General features: G+C 69.4%; 18 protein-coding genes. 10 read left to right on the top strand and 8 right to left on the bottom strand.

The features are described from left to right. Positions 1-9: 9 nt before the first annotated feature. On the bottom strand, positions 10-753 hold the full coding sequence (locus ACFOYY_RS39410; RefSeq protein ID WP_386196399.1) for a siderophore-interacting protein: 744 nt from the start codon (positions 751-753) through the stop codon (positions 10-12). Positions 754-957: 204 nt separating this feature from the next. On the opposite strand from ACFOYY_RS39410, the gene ACFOYY_RS39405 reads away from it, so the two are divergent. The 3 genes from ACFOYY_RS39405 (at position 958) to ACFOYY_RS39395 (ending at position 2,958) form a co-directional block, all read left to right on the top strand. Next, positions 958-1,674, top strand: coding sequence for a TetR/AcrR family transcriptional regulator (locus tag ACFOYY_RS39405; protein ID WP_362778860.1), 717 nt, complete (start codon positions 958-960; stop codon positions 1,672-1,674). Positions 1,675-1,851: 177 nt separating this feature from the next. Continuing rightward, positions 1,852-2,262: a hypothetical protein gene (locus ACFOYY_RS39400; RefSeq protein WP_386196397.1), complete on the top strand. Its 411-nt coding sequence runs from the start codon at positions 1,852-1,854 to the stop codon at positions 2,260-2,262. A 12-nt stretch (positions 2,263-2,274) separates the two neighbouring features. Next, complete coding sequence (locus ACFOYY_RS39395; protein WP_386196395.1) at positions 2,275-2,958, top strand: recombinase family protein; 684 nt, start codon at positions 2,275-2,277, stop codon at positions 2,956-2,958. Between the two features lie 63 nt (positions 2,959-3,021). On the opposite strand, the gene ACFOYY_RS39390 is transcribed toward ACFOYY_RS39395, so the two are convergent. Beyond that, positions 3,022-3,756, bottom strand: a complete 735-nt coding sequence (locus ACFOYY_RS39390; protein WP_386196393.1) for a TetR/AcrR family transcriptional regulator — start codon at positions 3,754-3,756, stop codon at positions 3,022-3,024. 97 nt (positions 3,757-3,853) lie between these two features. Between ACFOYY_RS39390 and ACFOYY_RS39385 the strand changes: the two genes are divergently transcribed. Next, the gene (locus ACFOYY_RS39385) at positions 3,854-4,546 is read left to right on the top strand and encodes a GNAT family N-acetyltransferase (protein ID WP_386196391.1); all 693 of its coding nucleotides are present in this window, start codon (positions 3,854-3,856) and stop codon (positions 4,544-4,546) included. 236 nt (positions 4,547-4,782) lie between these two features. Here ACFOYY_RS39385 and ACFOYY_RS39380 read toward each other — a convergent pair whose 3' ends face one another. Further along, complete coding sequence (locus ACFOYY_RS39380; RefSeq protein WP_362912143.1) at positions 4,783-5,037, bottom strand: MerR family transcriptional regulator; 255 nt, start codon at positions 5,035-5,037, stop codon at positions 4,783-4,785. 1,740 nt (positions 5,038-6,777) lie between these two features. Between ACFOYY_RS39380 and ACFOYY_RS39375 the strand changes: the two genes are divergently transcribed. From ACFOYY_RS39375 to ACFOYY_RS39365, 3 genes are read left to right on the top strand one after another with little or no spacing between them, the layout of a single operon-like run. Continuing rightward, positions 6,778-8,256, top strand: a complete 1,479-nt coding sequence (locus ACFOYY_RS39375) for an MFS transporter (RefSeq protein WP_386196390.1) — start codon at positions 6,778-6,780, stop codon at positions 8,254-8,256. After that, complete coding sequence (locus ACFOYY_RS39370; RefSeq protein ID WP_352013352.1) at positions 8,253-8,837, top strand: TetR/AcrR family transcriptional regulator; 585 nt, start codon at positions 8,253-8,255, stop codon at positions 8,835-8,837. The genes ACFOYY_RS39375 and ACFOYY_RS39370 overlap by 4 nt, the downstream gene beginning before the upstream one ends. 50 nt (positions 8,838-8,887) lie before the next feature. After that, positions 8,888-9,676, top strand: a complete 789-nt coding sequence (locus tag ACFOYY_RS39365) for a TetR/AcrR family transcriptional regulator (protein WP_352013351.1) — start codon at positions 8,888-8,890, stop codon at positions 9,674-9,676. 233 nt (positions 9,677-9,909) lie between these two features. On the opposite strand, the gene ACFOYY_RS39360 is transcribed toward ACFOYY_RS39365, so the two are convergent. Further along, a complete protein-coding gene (locus ACFOYY_RS39360; RefSeq protein ID WP_362778833.1) occupies positions 9,910-10,452 on the bottom strand; it encodes a hypothetical protein in 543 nt (180 codons plus the stop codon). A 244-nt stretch (positions 10,453-10,696) separates the two neighbouring features. Between ACFOYY_RS39360 and ACFOYY_RS39355 the strand changes: the two genes are divergently transcribed. After that, complete coding sequence (locus tag ACFOYY_RS39355) at positions 10,697-10,957, top strand: hypothetical protein (RefSeq protein ID WP_386196387.1); 261 nt, start codon at positions 10,697-10,699, stop codon at positions 10,955-10,957. Positions 10,958-11,017: 60 nt separating this feature from the next. Here the strand turns inward: ACFOYY_RS39355 and ACFOYY_RS39350 are convergent, their stop codons facing one another. Beyond that, positions 11,018-11,917: an aminoglycoside phosphotransferase family protein gene (locus ACFOYY_RS39350; protein WP_386196385.1), complete on the bottom strand. Its 900-nt coding sequence runs from the start codon at positions 11,915-11,917 to the stop codon at positions 11,018-11,020. A 436-nt stretch (positions 11,918-12,353) separates the two neighbouring features. Here ACFOYY_RS39350 and ACFOYY_RS39345 point away from each other — a divergent pair, with 436 nt between their 5' ends. Beyond that, a complete protein-coding gene (locus tag ACFOYY_RS39345) occupies positions 12,354-12,674 on the top strand; it encodes a hypothetical protein (RefSeq protein WP_352013347.1) in 321 nt (106 codons plus the stop codon). A gap of 308 nt (positions 12,675-12,982) precedes the next feature. Here the strand turns inward: ACFOYY_RS39345 and ACFOYY_RS39340 are convergent, their stop codons facing one another. The 3 genes from ACFOYY_RS39340 to ACFOYY_RS39330 are packed head-to-tail and all read right to left on the bottom strand — an operon-like array spanning position 12,983 to position 14,834. After that, positions 12,983-13,450 carry a hemerythrin domain-containing protein gene (locus ACFOYY_RS39340; protein ID WP_352013346.1) on the bottom strand — a complete coding sequence of 156 codons (468 nt, stop codon included), beginning with the start codon at positions 13,448-13,450 and terminating at the stop codon, positions 12,983-12,985. Positions 13,451-13,458: 8 nt separating this feature from the next. Then, positions 13,459-14,259 (bottom strand): NAD(P)H-binding protein, encoded by an 801-nt coding sequence (locus ACFOYY_RS39335; protein ID WP_386196382.1) that lies wholly within the window; start codon positions 14,257-14,259, stop codon positions 13,459-13,461. Then, positions 14,256-14,834, bottom strand: coding sequence for a PadR family transcriptional regulator (locus ACFOYY_RS39330; RefSeq protein ID WP_352013344.1), 579 nt, complete (start codon positions 14,832-14,834; stop codon positions 14,256-14,258). Before ACFOYY_RS39330 ends, ACFOYY_RS39335 begins: the two co-directional genes overlap by 4 nt. 507 nt (positions 14,835-15,341) lie before the next feature. Here ACFOYY_RS39330 and ACFOYY_RS39325 point away from each other — a divergent pair. Beyond that, the gene (locus ACFOYY_RS39325; protein WP_362778821.1) at positions 15,342-16,460 is read left to right on the top strand and encodes a serine hydrolase domain-containing protein; all 1,119 of its coding nucleotides are present in this window, start codon (positions 15,342-15,344) and stop codon (positions 16,458-16,460) included. The last annotated feature ends 70 nt before the right edge of the window (positions 16,461-16,530 follow it).

Below are 16,530 nucleotides of genomic sequence, written 5' to 3'. Positions count from 1 at the left end.
CCTTGACGGTCAGTGCAGGCCCCGCTTGCCCGGGGCCCAGAACGGCTTGGTCTTGATCGAGGCCCGTGGCCAGTTGCGCTCGCGCACCAGGAAATCGCGCACCAACTGGCAGGTTCTCGCCTCCCCGGCCACGTAGGCGGCTCCGGCATTGCCCGGCAGGTCGAGTTCGGCCACGGCCGCGAGCAGCACCGGGGAGGCGACAGCGGGGGCGCCGTGGCGGTGGACGCGGCGCAGCGGCGGCGTCCCGGGCATGGGCAGGTCGTGCTCGGGGGTTTCGCTCTCCAGGACGCCGTACACCTCGGTCGAGGCTCCCAACGCTCTGATCATCGGTCCGAAGGCGGCGCCGGCGGTCTCCTCTCCGACGAACACGTGGTAGTCGGCCTCGCGGGTGAAGAAGTCACCTTGCGGCCACCAGAAGGTCACCCGGTTCCCGGGCCGTGCCGCCCGCGCCCACTTCAGTCCGATGCCGTCACCCGCGTACAGGTGGATGCGCAGTTCGATCGCCTTCCTGCCGGGGTCGAGGTCCCAGATCGTGTAGGTGCGCAGCGTCTCGGCCGGGCGCAGGATGCCCGACACCGACAGCGGGTCCTTCAGCTGGATCCTGACGTGCTGGCCGGGGGTGTAGGGGAAGGCGACGGGCTGGTCGGTTTCCAGCCGGATCCGGCGCATGGCGGGGTTGACCTGCTGGGCCACGGTGACGGTCGCCTCCATGGCGTACTTGCCGAACAAGCGGTCGCGCATCGTACGTGTCATGTCAGGAGTCCTTGCGCCGCCGAAGGCGGGCGGATCTGGACATCCGCCACCACACGGCCGTAACCAGCACCACGACCGCGAGAAGGATCCACCACGCAAGTCCCATGTTCGCTCCTTACGACCTCTAGGTTATTTAGAGGCATTAAGGAAACATAGATGCCCTAAGATGTCAACGGCGCCAAAGAAACAACACAAGGGGTGACGATGTCCGCACACACCAGCAGGCGGGAAAGGCTGCGCCAGGCCACCCTGGAGGAGATTCACGCGGCCGCGCGCAGGCTGCTGGTCGAGCAGGGATCGGCCGCGGTGACCATCAACGCGGTCGCCCGGCAGGTCGGCATGAGCGGCCCGGCTCTCTACCACTACTACGCCGGCCACGACGAGCTGGTCGGCGCGGTGACCGCAGACTTCTTCCGCGAGCTGACCGCCATCATGGAGCAGGCCCGCGACGCCCGCGCCGGCGCGCCGATCGGCGACCGCCTGCTGGCCGTCTGCCGGGCCATGCGCACCTGGGCCATCGCCCACCCGGCCGAGTTCGGCTGGATCTTCGCCAGCCCCATCGCACCGCCGAACCGCGGTGCCGGCTCGGTGCGTCACCAGGCCGCCCTGAGTTTCGAGCAGGTCCTGCTCGACCTGACGGTCGAGCTGTGGCGGACACGGCCGTTCCCGGTGCCCGACCCGGCCGACCTGTCCGCCTCCCTGCGCGAGCAGCTGACCGCCTACTCCGCCACCATCGATGGGCGACTGCCGCCCGAAGCCGCCCACGTCTTCCTGTCGTGCTGGATCAGGCTGTACGGCCTGCTGTGCATGGAAGTCCTGCACCAACTGGACTTCGCCTACACCGACCTGGAGCCCGTCTTCGAAGAGTGCCTGCGCGACCTGGCGGTCACCCTCGGCATCGACGACGACGCAGCGGCATGAATCCGACCGGGCGTCGGGAGCGGTACGGAACCGCGGGACTCCGAAGGGGCGGACCACGTACGGAAGAAACTCCAGAGCTGACGATGGCCCAACGCGACGCGCGGGCCATTCGTTGTGGTGGCGGGCCGCCTCACTTCTCTTCAGGAAACAGCCCTTCCGTGAAGTAACCCTGGCTGCATGCCGTCCTCCACGCCCAGCTCGGCCTCGCTCAGCCCGGCTCCGGATCGCGCCGAAATCACTTCACGAAAGGTAGCGGGGCTTCCCGACCGGCTCGATCTGGCCGACGACAGCCTGCCGGTGTGGACGGAGCGCTACCTCGAACTGGCCGTGCGCGGGGTCCGCTCGGCTGAGGTCAGCGCCAAGATCTCCCGGAATCTGCAGCGCTTCGCCGCCTGGATCACCGACGGCCTCGGGCGCGACCGGCTCTCGGCCGTCACCCCGCGCGAGGTGAGCGCCTGGCGCGACCACCTGGCCGCCGCCGGCAACCGCGGCCGCGACGGCACGCCCGCGCCGATGGCGCCGACGACCGTCAACAACCACCTCGCGCACGTCTCGGCGCTGTTCACCTGGATCACCGCGCACGCCTGAAACACTTCGGCGGTGACGGATGACGACTTCGCGCGCGTGGAAGCCCGCGACTGCCCGATGACCTCCTGCGCCGCTCCGGCCGGCTCGCCCTGCCGTACTGGGCGCGGCAAGGTGGCGGCGCAGTATCACACCGCCCGCTTGTCGCTCGACACCCAGCTCGACGCGCTCAAGGCCACCGGCATCACTCGCGCCGTTGTTCGCCCCGAACTCGAGCGAGCCCTCGCCCTGGCGGCCGAGATGCGGGCCTCGGGCCTGGCGGTCACTCTGGTCGTGCACGAGCACAAGCGGCTGGGGCGCGGCAGCGAACTGGTCGCGCTGGCCGAACAACTGCGGGCGGCGGGCATCGGCCTGGAGTCCTTGTCCGGCGAGCTGCAGGGCAGCCACGACCCGACGGGGATCGTCTTCACCGTGCTCACGGCACTGTCGGACATGGAGCGCGGGTACATCCGCGACCGCACTCTGGAAGGTCACGAGCCGACCCGCACCCGGGACAAGCACATCGGCGGCGCCACCGTCACCGACGAATCCATGCTGTCGATGGCGTTGCACCTGCGCGGCCGGAACCTCAGCCTGCGCGACATCGCCGCCCGCCTGGTCATCACCCGCGGCAGGAAAAAGGGCCAGCACCCCTCACCGGCCACCGTGCTGCGCATGCTCCGCGATCACGACGACGCGACCGAAGCCCCCGCCCCGTAAGGGGCCGTGAACTGAAGAGACGGCGCTCGTTTGGGGCTGGCGACACGTTCGTTAACGGCACCCCTACCGGGCTGGGCGGGCGATCAGCGCCTCTATGCCGTCCAGCAGGAGGTCGAGGCCGAACCGGAAGTCGGCGTCCTCCGTCCAGCCGGTGGAGTCCCTGAGCAGGCCGGAGCGCATCATGGCCGACAGTGCCGGGTACGTCGCGGGGTCCAGGACCTCGGTGAGTATCTCGCCGTACTCGGTGGCTCCCTTGGCCCTGGCCGCGAGCTCCTTGCCACCGGCGCCGAGCGAGTGCGTGAGTGTGGCGTCGGTGAGGGCGTAGCCGGTCAGCACCGTGGCGGCGTTGAACTTCTGGCCGTCGTCCAGCCCGGTACCGGACAACGCGTCCAGAGCCCGGTCAAGCCAGAGCAGTCGCCGCGGCCCCATGGGCGGGGTGCTCTGGCGCAGGTCCAGCAGCCAGGGCCGGGACAGCAGGAGGTCGCGGGTGAGCCGGGTCCACGTGGCGAGGTAGGCGCGCCAGGACAGGTTCTCGCGTTCGGGCGGTGGGGGCACGGCGCTGTCGGCCATGACGGTCAGCAGTTCGTCCTTGCTGCCGACGTACCGGTAGAGCGCCATCGGAGCGACGCCCACCTGGGCGGCGACGTTGCTCATGGAGACGGCGGCCAGCCCCTCGGTGTCGGCGATCTCGATGGCGGCCGTCGTGATCGTGGCCAGGTCCAGGCGCGGCCTCGGGCCTCTGCGCGCGGTGGGTTCGCGGTCCCACATCCGCGCCACGACGGGGGGCAGCTCTGCCATGGAACATCCTCTCGTGCGGCCGGAATCTGTGTACGTCATATAGCACAATAATCGTGTATGACGTACAGAGTAGGCTGTACACAATAAGGGAGGCGTCATGGAGATCCGTACGTTCGCACGGAGTGACCGCGCCGAGCTGCGCGAGCTGTTCGAGCGCGTGGGCGAGGGCGCTCCCACGGCGTCGCTGTGGGGGCACGTGGACTCGGAGGCGGCCGTCTACCTGGATCCCTACATGGAGCTGGAACCGGATTCGCTCTTCGTCGCCGTCACCGGGGGCGCCCTGGTGGGCTACCTGACGGGATGCCTCGACAGTGCGAGGTTCCCCGGGGAGGACGAGCGCATGGAGAAGGCGATGCGGACCTACCGGCTGGTCTTCCGACCCAGGCCCGCGGCCTTCTTCGCGCGCAGCCTGGCCGATCTGGCGTGGGCCGCGGTCCGCAGGGAGCCTGGCGTCGGCGAGTTCACCGACGCCAGGTGGCCCGCGCACCTGCACATCAACGTGGCACCCGAAGCGCGAGGGACAGGTGCCGCCGACGGGCTGATGAGCCGGTGGCTTGACAGGCTCAGGAAGGCCGGATCTCCCGGCTGCCACCTGCAGACCCTGGTCGAGAACACCCGGGCGGTGCGGTTCTTTGAGCGCATGGGCTTCGCCGAGCACGGCCCGGCACCACTGGTGCCCGGCCTCCGGCACGACGGCCGACGGGTCCACCAGCGGACGATGATCTGGAGTGCCAGCCGCACTGCTGAGGAGGCAGAGGCCGGAGCGCGGACGTCCGCCAAGCCTCAATAACCCCGCCACCATCAGACCGTAGGGACGGCGTGCCCGGGGACCGGCGTGCGCCCATTCGATGACAGCGGGCAGGTGCGGCACCGGTGCACCGCTTGCCGGACCTGCCCACTGTCGAACCCGCCGAGAGTTGATGCACCCCGACGACTCCGGCCGAGCACCGGGCCGGCTCCTTGCCGCTCACCCGGCCGCGCCACAGGACGGGCAACAGGACGCGGGCCGCGCAGGCGGAGGCCCGGTCAGCCGCGTCGGCGCAGTTCGGCGTTGATGCGCAGGGCCTCGGCGAGCTGATCTTCCAAGATGATGATGCGGCAGGCGGCCTCCAGAGCGGTGCCCTGGTCGACCAATTCCCGGGCGCGGGCGGCCAGGCGCAGCTGGTAGCGCGAGTAACGGCGGTGACCGCCCTCGGAGCGCTGCGGCTCGATCAGCCTGGCGGCGCCCAGACTGCGCAGGAACGCCGGGGTGACACCGAGGACCTCCGCGGCCCGGCCCATGCTGTAGGCGGGGTAATCCTCATCGTCGAGTTTCCGGCCGGGCCTGCCACCGGCCACGTCGGGGAGCGTCCGAGCCGCCTCCGTCTCCGCCTTCTCGGCGGTGTCCCGGGGGTGAGAGCCCGGGGATGTGACTGCTTGATCCATACAACCTTCCCTAACGCGGACGAGGGCCCCGGCGCCATGATGCGCCGGGGCCCAGAGGTTCAACACCATCTACCGGCCTTATGGCCGACTCACTGCTTCCGCACTGGCCGCCCGCAAAGGCAGGGGTGCGGGGATCGCGTAAGCGTAACCGTAAACCACCGTCCAATCCGTGGAGGTGCGGTACCCGTGCGACGAACTTCAGCCGACGACGGGCGATCCTGATGGCGTTCAACACTCCCTTCGGTATCTCTACTTCGACTTCATCTGTCACTACTTCGGCAGCGCGTCCACGGCCAGGACCCTTCGATCCTGCTGGCCCCGGCACGTCCGACCTTCTGCCTCCACTTGCACCACTGCTTGGGCAGCGCGTCAACGGTCAGGGCCCTTCAACCACGTTGGCCCTGGCACGTCCGACCTTCTGCCCGTCCACCTACGTCATCTCCTGCTATCCACGTCCGTCCGGGCAGTTCGTCGTGATGCCTACCCACTGCTCTGCCCTCGTGGATCCGTTCCTTGCGATGCCAGAAATCCTAGCCCCCCTTACGGCAGATGTCTATTCTGGCCACTACAGATTTTCGGTAGCGGCGAAGCCAGGACGAGCTCCCACCCGAAAGGGACAGGCCGGCAACAGCCCGGTCGATGCTGTCGCACAGCTCAACGCACACCAGCAGGCCGGTTTGGTCCAGCAGATACCACAAGCCCATGAAGCAGACCCACGAGCGACGGACGACCGGTGGCCATGCCCTCGACGCGTCGCCACAGGCGAGCCAGGAACCCCACGGCGGTGGAGTCGCAGAAGAGCCATCATCAGGAGCCCAGGCAACCGACACCACCCAACCGCCCTGGCTCAATCGAACTGACACCGACTCAGCAGAAGGCGGTGAACGTGGGGCGCGACTCGGTGAAGGTGTAGCCAACCTCGGCTTCAGCGGCAGCGCACTGCCGGACCCGTTCACCGCCCACGCCATGCAGGGCACTCCCGCGGACATGATCAGCGTCAAGACCCGCCGCGCACCGCCTCCTCGAGGCCATCCGCGAGAGACACCCACAAACACCACCCTGTACCCAATCCAGGAGGACACCCCAGGCCCCCTCGCGCCCGGCTTCGACAGCGAGACCTGCGATTCAAGACCACCGGCGATCCAGCCGAACACGCCGCCGACCGACTCACGCCCAACATCATCCGCGACCCAATCACCAAATCGTCGAACAACGCACGGCCGACGACCCCGAACCTGCACCACCTCGACGGCCGCGACCTATATGGCGAGACGGACCACGCCGACCCCGCCGGACACCACCGCATCGGCGAGAACTTCGCGCCCTGAGGCAGGGGCCGGCGCACGGTTCCGGCAGCCCGAACAGCCGATTTCGAGCAGCTACCTGCGAAACGCCGAACCACACCCCAGGGCCGCTTGGGTCTCCTTGAGGGAGGGTCTTTAGTCCTTTGTTGTTTTTGATCTTGAGGCCCAAGCGGGTGCCTTTACAATGTAGATCACTAACTTCAAGGAATGGGCTCCCGCCGGAGTGCACATCCGTTTACGCTGGAGGTGAACAGATGTGCACCCCCTGTCCCCCTTCCCATGGAGAGTCGCAGTGCCCCCTCAACCAGCCGAGGCGCCTCATCCGCGCCTCCTCGTCGCCGTCCTGGCCTTCTGCGGCGTGGTCGTGGCCGTCATGCAGACACTCGTCATCCCTCTCCTGCCGCACGTCCCCGCGCTCACCGGGAGCACCCCGACCGCCGCGAGCTGGCTGGTCACCATAACCCTGCTCAGCGGCGCCGTCTGCACCCCCGTTCTCGGACGGATCGGCGACATGTACGGCAAACGCAAGGTCCTACTGGCCTCCCTCGGCCTGCTGACCATGGGATCGGTGCTGTGCGCCGCCAGCTCCCAGATCGGCGTGCTCATCGCGGGCCGTGCCCTGCAGGGAGCCGCGCTCGCCGTCATGCCGCTCGGCGTCAGCATCATGCGGGACGAGCTCGCACCCGGCCGGCTGCTCTCCGCGGTGGCCCTGATGAGCTCCACCCTGGGCATCGGCGCCGCCATCGGGCTCCCCCTCGCCGCACTGGTCGTCGAGAACGCCGACTGGCACACCATGTTCTGGGTCTCGGTGGGTCTGGGCCTGCTCGACATCGCACTGGTACTGCGCTACGTGCCCGAGTCACCGCTGCGCGCCGGCGGCCGGCCCGACGTCCTGGGCGTGCTTGGCCTCTCCACCTCCTTGGTCAGCCTGCTGCTGGCGGTGACCCAGGGCGGCGACTGGGGCTGGACCTCCACTCCCACCCTCGCCCTGCTGGCCGCCGCCGTACTGATCGGGCTGCTCTGGGGAGCCCACGAACTGCGCTCCCCCTCCCCCATGGTCGACCTGCGGGTCTCCGCGCGGCCCGCGGTGCTGCTGACGAACCTCGCCGCCCTGCTGATCGGCTTCGCCTTCTACGCCAACTCGCTGGCCACCGCGCAACTGGTGCAGGAGCCCACGAGCACCGGGTACGGCCTGGGCGCCTCCATCGTCGTCAGCGGCCTGTGCCTGCTGCCCGGCGGTGTCGCGATGGTGTTCCTGTCCCCCGTCTCCGCCAGGATTTCGGCCGCCTACGGCCCCAAGGTCACCCTGGCGGTCGCCTCCGCATGCATGGCCGCCGGATACGTGGTGCGTTTCTTCACCAACCACCAGCTGTGGACGATCGTCCTCGGCGCAACCGTGGTGTCCGCGGGCACCGCCATCGCCTACTCCGCCCTGCCCGCGCTCGTGATGCGCGCGGTGCCGGTGAGCGAGACCGGCGCGGCCAACGGCCTCAACACACTGATGAGGTCGATCGGCCAGGCGGCGTGCAGCGCGGTCGTCGCCGCGGTCCTCGCCCACGTCACCTTCCAGGTCGCGGGCCGTACCGTGCCGACCCTGGGCGCCTACCTGACGGTCTTCGTCATCGCCGGGGCCGCCGCGCTCCTCGCCCTGGCCGTCACTCTGTGTCTACCGGGCGGACAGGCTCCGGCCCCGTATACCGTCGGGCAGGACCGTACGGCGGGCGCAGCCGAGCGCCCACCGGCGGCGCTCGCCCAGGAGAGCAGCCCATGAGCGTGCACACCACCGGAAGGCAGACCGAGGAATCCCGGGACACCGGAACCCGCAGCGGCCGGGACGCGATCCTGCGCGCCGCCCGGCGGGCCTTCACCCTGCGCCCGTACGCCGAGGTGACCTTACGCGGCATCGCCACGGACGCGGGGGTGAGCGCCTCGCTCATCGTCAAGCACTTCGGCAGCAAGGAACAGCTGTTCAACACCGTCGCCGACTTCGGTCCCGACACCGACGAGCTCTTCGCGGCCCCCCTTGAGGCGCTCGGCAGGCACATGGTGCTGACGCTGGTACGCAGCCGCCGCGAATTCCAGCGGGATCCGATGCTGCGTGTCGTGTTCTCCCTGGGCAACACCGATGAGCGTTCCCTGCTGCGGGACCGCTTCCACGAGCAGGTCACCGCGCGGCTGACCACGCTGCTCCCCGGCCAGGACAACGCCCTGCGGGCGGAACTGGTCGCGGGCCAGTTGCTCGGGCTCGGAGCCACCCTCGCGCTGCACCCCTCGGGCGCAGCAGCGCAGGCCGACGCCGAAGGCATCGCCGACCTCTACGCACCCGCGCTGCAACGCCTGATCACCGGCTGATCCGGCCCGCTGATAGCTTTAGGGCGTAAGGAGACGGGAGGGAGCCACAGGTGGTCGTCTTCGCGGGCCAGGGCGACGCGCGCCGTTCCATGGCTCTGCTGTGGCGTTCCGCCGGTCCCGCCGAGGAGTCCCGGCCCGGTCCGAAACCGGGACTCAGCGTCGATCTGATCGTGGACACGGCGATCGCCCTCGCCGACGCCGAAGGCATGGCGGCGCTGTCCATGCGGGCGGTCGGCGAACGGCTCGGACGTTCGGGAATGGCCCTCTACACCTACGTCCCCAGCAAGGGCGAGCTCGTCGACCTGATGTACGACCGGGTCCTGGGCGAGCTGCCGACCGGCTACGGGCACGAGGAGGGCTGGCGGGCGGCCCTGACGGTGTGGGCCCGCGACACCTGGGAGTTCTACCTGCGCCATCCCTGGGTGCTCCAGGTGTCGCAGGCCAGGCCCGTGCTCGGTCCCAACGAGTACCTCAGCCTTGAGACGCTGGTGCGCATCCTGCGTGAGACCGGCCTCGACGCCCCCCGGATCCGGGGGGTCGTCGGCACGCTGTTCCACTTCCTGCGCGGTTCGGCGGGGACGGTCTCCGAGGTACGGCAGGCCCCCGCCGCCACCGGCGTCTCCGACGAGGAGTGGTGGCTCGCCCGTTCGGCCACGCTGCTGGAGATCGCCCCCGGCCTGACCGAACGGTTCCCCGCCGTGGCCTGGCTCGAAGGCGCGACAGCCGCCACCTCCTCGCACGACGACGGCCTGCCCTACCTCGAACGTGAGGCCAGGAAGAGCTTCGAGACCGGCCTGGCCGTACTCCTCGACGGCATCGAGGCGACCGTCGCGGGCTGACACCGCTGTTCCGGCAGCACGTCCAGCCCTATGGCGAGGTACCGCTGGACGCCGCCAAGCGCCTGTTCCTGGAGAGCCGCAGGAGGGCGCCGGCCGCCGGGATGCCGGTCAGGCGGCAGCCGGTCGCTCCACGTCCTGGCGCGACGGCGGTTCGTGCTGATCACCACTGCCGCCACGGCCGTTCTCGCACCTGCTCTGTTTCGCCGTGGTGGCAAGCGGCGCGACCGGCGGGCTCAGTTCCAGGTCGCTCGCTTGAGAATCGTGCCGAGCCGGCTGTCGCTCCACCGGTCGAAGATGAGGATCTTCGACGTGGGCAGGTACCAGATCCGCTCCTGGTAGGAGACGCCGGTCCTCTTGGCCGACTGCGTCGTGCAGCCGACGCGCCAGACCCGGTAGGTGGCCTGGTGTCCCGCGCCCACCGGGCGGAGGGCACGTGCGACGAGCTTTCCGGGGAAGTCCTCCACGTAGCGCTTGTCGGGCGCGCAGGCCGAGAGCCCGTTACCCGGGTGGTATTGCTCCTTGGGATCGTAGGGGTTGCCGTGGCGGCCCAGGGAGATGCCCTCCGGCCCGACGAGGTAGAACCCGCGGCACTCGACGGCGAGCCGGTCGCAGCCGCCGGTCTTGACGTGGATGCCCCACATGTCTTCTTTTCCGACTTTCCAGGTCTTGGGAATCTGGAGCGTCATGCCGCGGAAGGTCAGCGGCTTGGTCGCCACGCTCTGCGCGGGCGCGCCGGTGAACAGGAGAGAGGCGGTCACAACCAGGGTCGTCAACATGATCCCAAGGCTAGGAAAGCCCGCTTGTGGCTCGGCTGCAACGCTCTTGTAGCGCGCTCGAACGGCCGCTCCGGGCTCCCGGCACCGTTCCTTCCGGGCCCTCCGGTCGTTCGCCGGAGGTGAGCGCGTTTCGAGGGAAGCCCTGAAGAGCCTGCGCATCGGGCTGACCGGCCCCGACCTGTTCGCCGTCCTCGGCTCCCTGCCCGGCTGGCCGGTGCCGCCCGGGCCGCCGAGCGAGTTCTCGGTGGACGACCGGCCCGCCGAGGTGCGTGAGCGGTGGCCGGCCGGTGTCGATCGGCTCATCGCTCACCACGGCTTCGGCCCCGACAACGGCATCCGCGAGGCCGCGGTCGAAAGCGGCTACCGGGAGGCGTGCCCCGGGGCGGACCGCAACTACCTCGGCGCTCCGGCCTGCATCCGAAACCACCGCAGGAAGGCCCGGCACCAGGACCGTCTCGCCGTGGAGACCGCCGGGCGGGCTTCGGCTCACCCGGCGGTGCCGTGATCGACAACGTCCTGCACCGGCTTACCGCCAACGGCTATCCGATTGATCCAGACGCCCCGGTCAAAGGCCCTTCAAGACACACTCAAGTGCCGACCGGCCTGCGGGCCCCCAGTTCGGCTTGCCGCCGGGCAGGCCACGGTCCCCGTTCTGGCCCATCAGCATCAAAAACAGGCTCTTCATCGCGGCCAGCCCACGCGCCCGTCGGATCGTCGCCTCATCCGCCTGTGCGTAGCCGTTGAAGAACCGTGAGGCACCCCCTGTGGGGAGCAACACCCAGGCGGCCGCAAGGTCCCACGCCGGGTCGCCGGCGAACACGTCGCCGAAGTCGACGACGCCCGCCAGTGTGCCGTCCGCCACGACGACGTTCGCGGGATGCAGGTCACCGTGCACCCACACCCGCGGGCCCTCCCACTCGGGAGCCGCGACCGCGTCGTCCCACACGGCCCGGATGTCGTCCTCGGCAAAACGCCCGAGATCCACGGTCCGCAGGAAGTACTCGAAGCCGTCCACGCACTCCTTGGGATGGCCACCACGGTCCGAGGCGTCCGGCGCGTCGGCGGGCGCCTCCACATGCAGCGCCTTGAGGAAGGCCGCCAGCATGTCGGCCGCGTGGTCCCCGCGGGTGATTGAGCCGTGGTCCAGCGGTGTGCCTTCAACCCATGTCATGACGGTCCAGATCTTGGGGAAGCGTTCGGACGGTGCACCGCTCCGCACCGGGGTCGGGATCGGAAGCGGCAGCCGCGAGGCCAGCACCGGCAGCCAGCGCCGCTCCTTGAGCTGCGGATCGGGGCCGTTGTCCATCCGCTGCATCCGGACGACCAACTCCTCTCCCAGGCGCCACATCTGGTTGCCCCAGCCGCCCGCCACCTCGCGGATAGGCAGCTCGGCCAGATCCGGATGCTGTTCCCGCAGTAGGTCACGGACCAGATCTTCGCTGATCTCAATCTCGGATTCGATCATGCGAAGTCACAGTACTTGAGGTAGGCGGAGCCAGCCCTGCCTTGGGAGGATCCGGCTCCCGGTTCGATCTCCCAGGTTCTCGTGGTGCCCGGTGGTCCCGGGCACGCACCGACTCAAGGGGGTCGCGCCTTCCAGCCCAATGCCCCCGAGCCCGCCTTTCGCCGCCGCAGCGGTGGCGAAAGGCGGCATCCTCGTCGGCTCTCCGCCGGTGACGGGGAAGCCGTCGGCGGCCGGCTGCTTGCCGATCGTCCGGGGCCGGTCATCAGCTTAAGGATCTTGGCACCTGACATCCGTGAGTGTCACCGCATGCCGGGCACCGCGGAGAGAACGACGGACCGGACAGGCATCTTGACATGCCGATCACGCCAGCTAAGTTCCCCGATAAGGAAACTTTCCTAACAGTACGAGGTATCGACCTCGCGGAAGGAGCCAGCGCGTGAAAGTAAGACGTGCCGCCGCCACCCTCTCCGGCGGCGCTCTCATCGCCGCTGCCGTCGTCACCGGCGTTGCCACGCCCGCCCATGCCCTGCCCGACTCCTGTTCGATCTCCTACGGGAGCGACGGGTCCATCAGCTCCTACTGTTCCACCGGTACCGGCTACCACCAGATCGTTGTGTCTTACTGCTTCGTCAACCCGTGGGTCAACTACTGTGGCTCGGACTCGGGGCAGAAAGCCCCCGTCGGCGCCACCTCCACCGTCAGGCCTCCCGGCGGCGGGGCGATCAGAGGCGTGACCGTCTTGAAGTCAGAAAGCTGAACAGGCCCCACCGATCTCCAAGGAGGCGGACGTGGCTCGCGTGTGGATCAAGTGTCATCGCCGTGGCACCGGCGCCTCCGCCAGGTGACCGAACACGTCCGTGATCAGCCGTCAGGAGCGGTATCGGCCGGTGTCCCGGTTCCGCCGACGACCGAGGCGGCGCGCCCGACGAAGTGCGCGCCGCTGTCACGTACACCGCCGGCTCCTGCCAGGCCGGAACCGGTCTTTCCCGAGTACTACGGCAACCCCCCTCCAGCGGTGGGCGAACACGCCGTGACGAGACGGCGGCCGCGGAGCCCCGGCTGCGGTCAGACGTCCCCGAACATGCGGTTCCTGTCGCTCTTCGGAACATCAAGAGCACGAAGTGCCCGGTTCAGGGAGCCTTCCTCAAAACCGAAATGAGCCTTCATCGCGGCCTTGATGTCGTTGATCTGCCGGAAGAGCCGCTGTGGTGACGACTGTGAATCGTCGAGGCTCGCCTGGAAGTCGGCGAGCAAGCGTGCGAGGACCTCATGCTCACGCCCCAGGCGGGCGATCGTGGGCTCCAGCTCGGGCATCTGCTGCAGCAAGGCCGGGAAGAAGTCGCTGTCCTCGCTGCGGTGATGGCTGCCCAGGGCGGAGCAGAAGGTGTAGCAGAAGTCGCGGAGCTCGGGTTTGAGGCTCTGGGCGCGTTCGCCGGAGCGGATGGCCCTGCGGGCGTCCTCCAGCGCCTTTTCCAGGCGGTGGTGGACGTCCTGTAACTCCCGATGCCAGGCGAAGACGCGGTTGCGCAGCATGACGGCCCTCAGCGGAAGTCGTCGGCGTGCTCGTCGGCCCACCGCGCGAAACTCCGGGCGGGCAGCCCGGTGAGTTGCTCGACGACGGGCGACACGGTGGCGGGCGTTCCGGCGGTGGCAGCCCACATGGTCAGGAGTTCGTCGACGACGGAGCCCGGCATGCCGTAGCGGGACATCCGCTCGCGGGCCTGGTCCGGCGTCTCCTCGACGAGGGCGAGTTCACGGCCCAGCGCGCGGGCGAGGACGCCGACCTGCTCGCGGAAGGTCAGCGACCGCGGTCCGGTGAGCGAATACCGCCGGCCCGCGTGTCCACCCCTGAGCACGATCGCGGCGACGGCGGCGAGGTCGGCCTCGTGGACGGGAGCGGTCGCCGCGTCCGGGTACGGGACACGGACCGCGCCCTGGTACCGGATCATGTCGCCCCAGTGCCGCAGCGCGTTGGAGGCGTACGCGTTGGGCCGCAGATGGGTCCATTCCAGCCCGGCGTCGGTGAACGGCCGCTCGACGTCGGCGGGGTCGTCGTCGAGCCCGGAGACCACCACGACCCGCTTGACCCCGGCGCGTACGGCGGACGCGGCGAACCCGCCGGCCGCCCGCCCGGCGGAGAACAGGTACACCGCTTCCACGCCGGTCAACGCCCGCGCCAGCGACGCCGGCTCGCCCAGCTCACCGCCGACCACCTGAACGCCGTGCGGCAGGTTCGCGGTCTCGGGACGGCGGCTGAGGGCGCGCACCTCCGCGCCGTCCCCGCGCAGCGTGGTGAGGAGGTGCCGCCCCACCGGACCGGTCGCTCCGGTCACCAGAATCATTCCTGCCGTCCTTCCGTCGTCGGCGCTTGGCCGCGGTCGTTCGCGGCGAGCAGTTTCGGCAGCTGCTCCAGCAGGCTCTCGTGCCAGGCGATCTCGGCCCGCAGGCGTGCCGTGGTGTGGTCGAAGGTCATCGGCTCCAGCCCGCGCAGGTACGGCTCGGCCTGCTCACGCTGGTGCCGCCAGGCCGTCAGCCGGGCGACCAGCGCCTCACGCCGGTCGCCGATCAGTGCCCGCAGCTTCTCCTCGGTGAGGTCGTCGGCGTAGTGCAACGCGAGATCCACCGGGTCGGGCCGCAGCCGTACCTCACGCAGTGTCCGGTCGCGCAGCGCGATGAACTCCTCGCGCCCGGCCGCGGTGAGCGCGTACACCGTCCGCGCCGGGCCCGCCGCCTGCTCGGTGCGGACCACCTCGATCGCGCCTTCGGCGACCAGCCGGTGCAACGCCCCGTACAGGGACCCCACCTTGACGTCGGTCCACAGTTCGGTGCGGTCCAGTTGCGCCTGCCTGCGGATCTGATGCCCGTGCATCGGACCACGCAGCAGGGCGCCGAGCACGAACATGCGCGTGTCGCTCACCCGACTACTCAAACACGAGTAGTCTCAACTAGTCAAACGCGAGTAGTCGTGCCCGTTCAGACCCCGACACCGGCCGCAAAGCCGGGACGGCACAGCGGAGACGGACCGCGAAACGATCTTCTCCGAGAAGGCCGGCACCCGCGTCGAGGTGCGGCCGGAGTCCGCCAAGGCGTCGGGCCGCACCCGCACCCGCACCGGCGGCCCGGCCGCCGGACGGCGCCCGCCCGACCGGTACACCGGCGGCTGGAGCCAGGGCCAAGCCCGTCCCCGTCGTCGCGTTCACCCGGAACGGGCGACGAACCCCGAGGGTGGCCCGCGCCTGCCACAGGCCACCTCCAGGACCTCCCCGACCTGCCGTTTCACCCCTCCCACCGATCTCGGACCAATCTATGCACTTGCTGTTGCACGCACCGCGTGCATAATGAGTGCACGAGTGTACCGGCCGACGTGCCGTGTCCCGCCAGGTCGGTGCGGAGCTCATCCGAGGAAGACGAAAGGTCACATGTCATGACGAACCTGCTGGATCCCGCAAAGCTGAACACCGCCATCGAGAACGTCCACCGGGCCGGGGTTCCGGGCGTGTTCGCCGAGGTGCGCGCCGAGGACCAGGTCTGGCGCGGCGCCGCCGGGGTCGCCGACCTCGTCGTCGGCCGCCCCGTCACCGCCGACATGCGGCACCGTGTCGGCAGCGTCACCAAGACCTTCACCGCCGCCGCGGTCCTGCAGCAGGTCGAGAGCGGTCGGATAGGACTCGACGCACCGATCAGGCGCTACCTTCCGAAACTGGTCCCGGGCGCACGAGGTGATGCGATCACGGTCCGGATGCTGATCAACCACACCAGCGGCCTCGCCGAATACCTCCCCTACGCCTATCCCTCCCTCGGGCCGTTTCCCAACCTCGCGGACACCAGGCCCCAGAGCCTGGACGACCACCGGTTCACCCGGTTCGATCCCGTCGAACTGATCGAGATGGGGGTCACCGCGCCCGCCTTCAGCGCCCCGGGCGGCACGCCGGGGCTGTACTCCAACACCAACTACCTGCTCCTCGGCCAACTCCTGGAACAGGTGACCGGCACCACGGCCGAGAAGTACATCACTCAGAACGTCGTCGAGCGCGCCGGACTCCAGGACACCGGGTTTCCCGACGGGCCGCACCTCGGCGGGCCGCACTCGCAGATGTACGAGGCGTGGTTCGGCATGATCGACCCACCGCGAGACTTCAGCGTCTTTGACATGTCATATGCGGGTGTGGCGGGTTCGCTGGTGTCGACCGTGGCGGATCTCAACCGCTTCTTCGGCCTGCTGTTCGACGGCGAGATCGTCAGCCGGTCGTCGCTGGCGCAGATGCGACGCACCGTCACGGTCATCTCCCAGGAGGGCAGGACGATCGAGTACGGCCTCGGGACGTATCCGATGAAGGCCCCCGGCGGCACCACCTTCTGGGGCGGCGGCGGCACGGTCTGGGGCGCCGGAACGATCTCCATGACCAGCGCCGACTCCAAGCGGCAGATGTCCGTCGCGATCAACCTGCAGAGGTGGAGCAGGCTCGACTCCTCGGGCAAGCCGCGGCCCCACGCCATCGACGACGCGCTCACGGCCCTGTACGGCCTGGCGATGAACGGCTGACCGGGCCGGAGAACGCCGCTTTCACCGCGGCACGTCCCACACGGTGACACCGACGAAGGCATGCCACTGC

Origin of the sequence: Streptosporangium jomthongense (assembly GCF_042650425.1) — a bacterium.
Lineage (GTDB): Bacteria > Actinomycetota > Actinomycetes > Streptosporangiales > Streptosporangiaceae > Streptosporangium.
The sequence above is the reverse complement of the archived record's forward strand: the minus strand, read 5'-3'. Positions and strand labels throughout refer to the sequence as shown.

Coding starts and splice junctions, on each gene's coding strand:
- ACFOYY_RS39410 (WP_386196399.1), bottom strand. CDS start 753: ATGACACGTACGATGCGCGACCGCTTGTTCGGCAAGTACGCCATGGAG.
- ACFOYY_RS39405 (WP_362778860.1), top strand. CDS start 958: ATGTCCGCACACACCAGCAGGCGGGAAAGGCTGCGCCAGGCCACCCTG.
- ACFOYY_RS39400 (WP_386196397.1), top strand. CDS start 1,852: ATGCCGTCCTCCACGCCCAGCTCGGCCTCGCTCAGCCCGGCTCCGGAT.
- ACFOYY_RS39390 (WP_386196393.1), bottom strand. CDS start 3,756: ATGGCAGAGCTGCCCCCCGTCGTGGCGCGGATGTGGGACCGCGAACCC.
- ACFOYY_RS39385 (WP_386196391.1), top strand. CDS start 3,854: ATGGAGATCCGTACGTTCGCACGGAGTGACCGCGCCGAGCTGCGCGAG.
- ACFOYY_RS39380 (WP_362912143.1), bottom strand. CDS start 5,037: ATGGGCCGGGCCGCGGAGGTCCTCGGTGTCACCCCGGCGTTCCTGCGC.
- ACFOYY_RS39370 (WP_352013352.1), top strand. CDS start 8,253: ATGAGCGTGCACACCACCGGAAGGCAGACCGAGGAATCCCGGGACACC.
- ACFOYY_RS39360 (WP_362778833.1), bottom strand. CDS start 10,452: ATGTTGACGACCCTGGTTGTGACCGCCTCTCTCCTGTTCACCGGCGCG.
- ACFOYY_RS39350 (WP_386196385.1), bottom strand. CDS start 11,917: ATGATCGAATCCGAGATTGAGATCAGCGAAGATCTGGTCCGTGACCTA.
- ACFOYY_RS39340 (WP_352013346.1), bottom strand. CDS start 13,450: ATGCTGCGCAACCGCGTCTTCGCCTGGCATCGGGAGTTACAGGACGTC.
- ACFOYY_RS39335 (WP_386196382.1), bottom strand. CDS start 14,259: ATGATTCTGGTGACCGGAGCGACCGGTCCGGTGGGGCGGCACCTCCTC.
- ACFOYY_RS39325 (WP_362778821.1), top strand. CDS start 15,342: ATGACGAACCTGCTGGATCCCGCAAAGCTGAACACCGCCATCGAGAAC.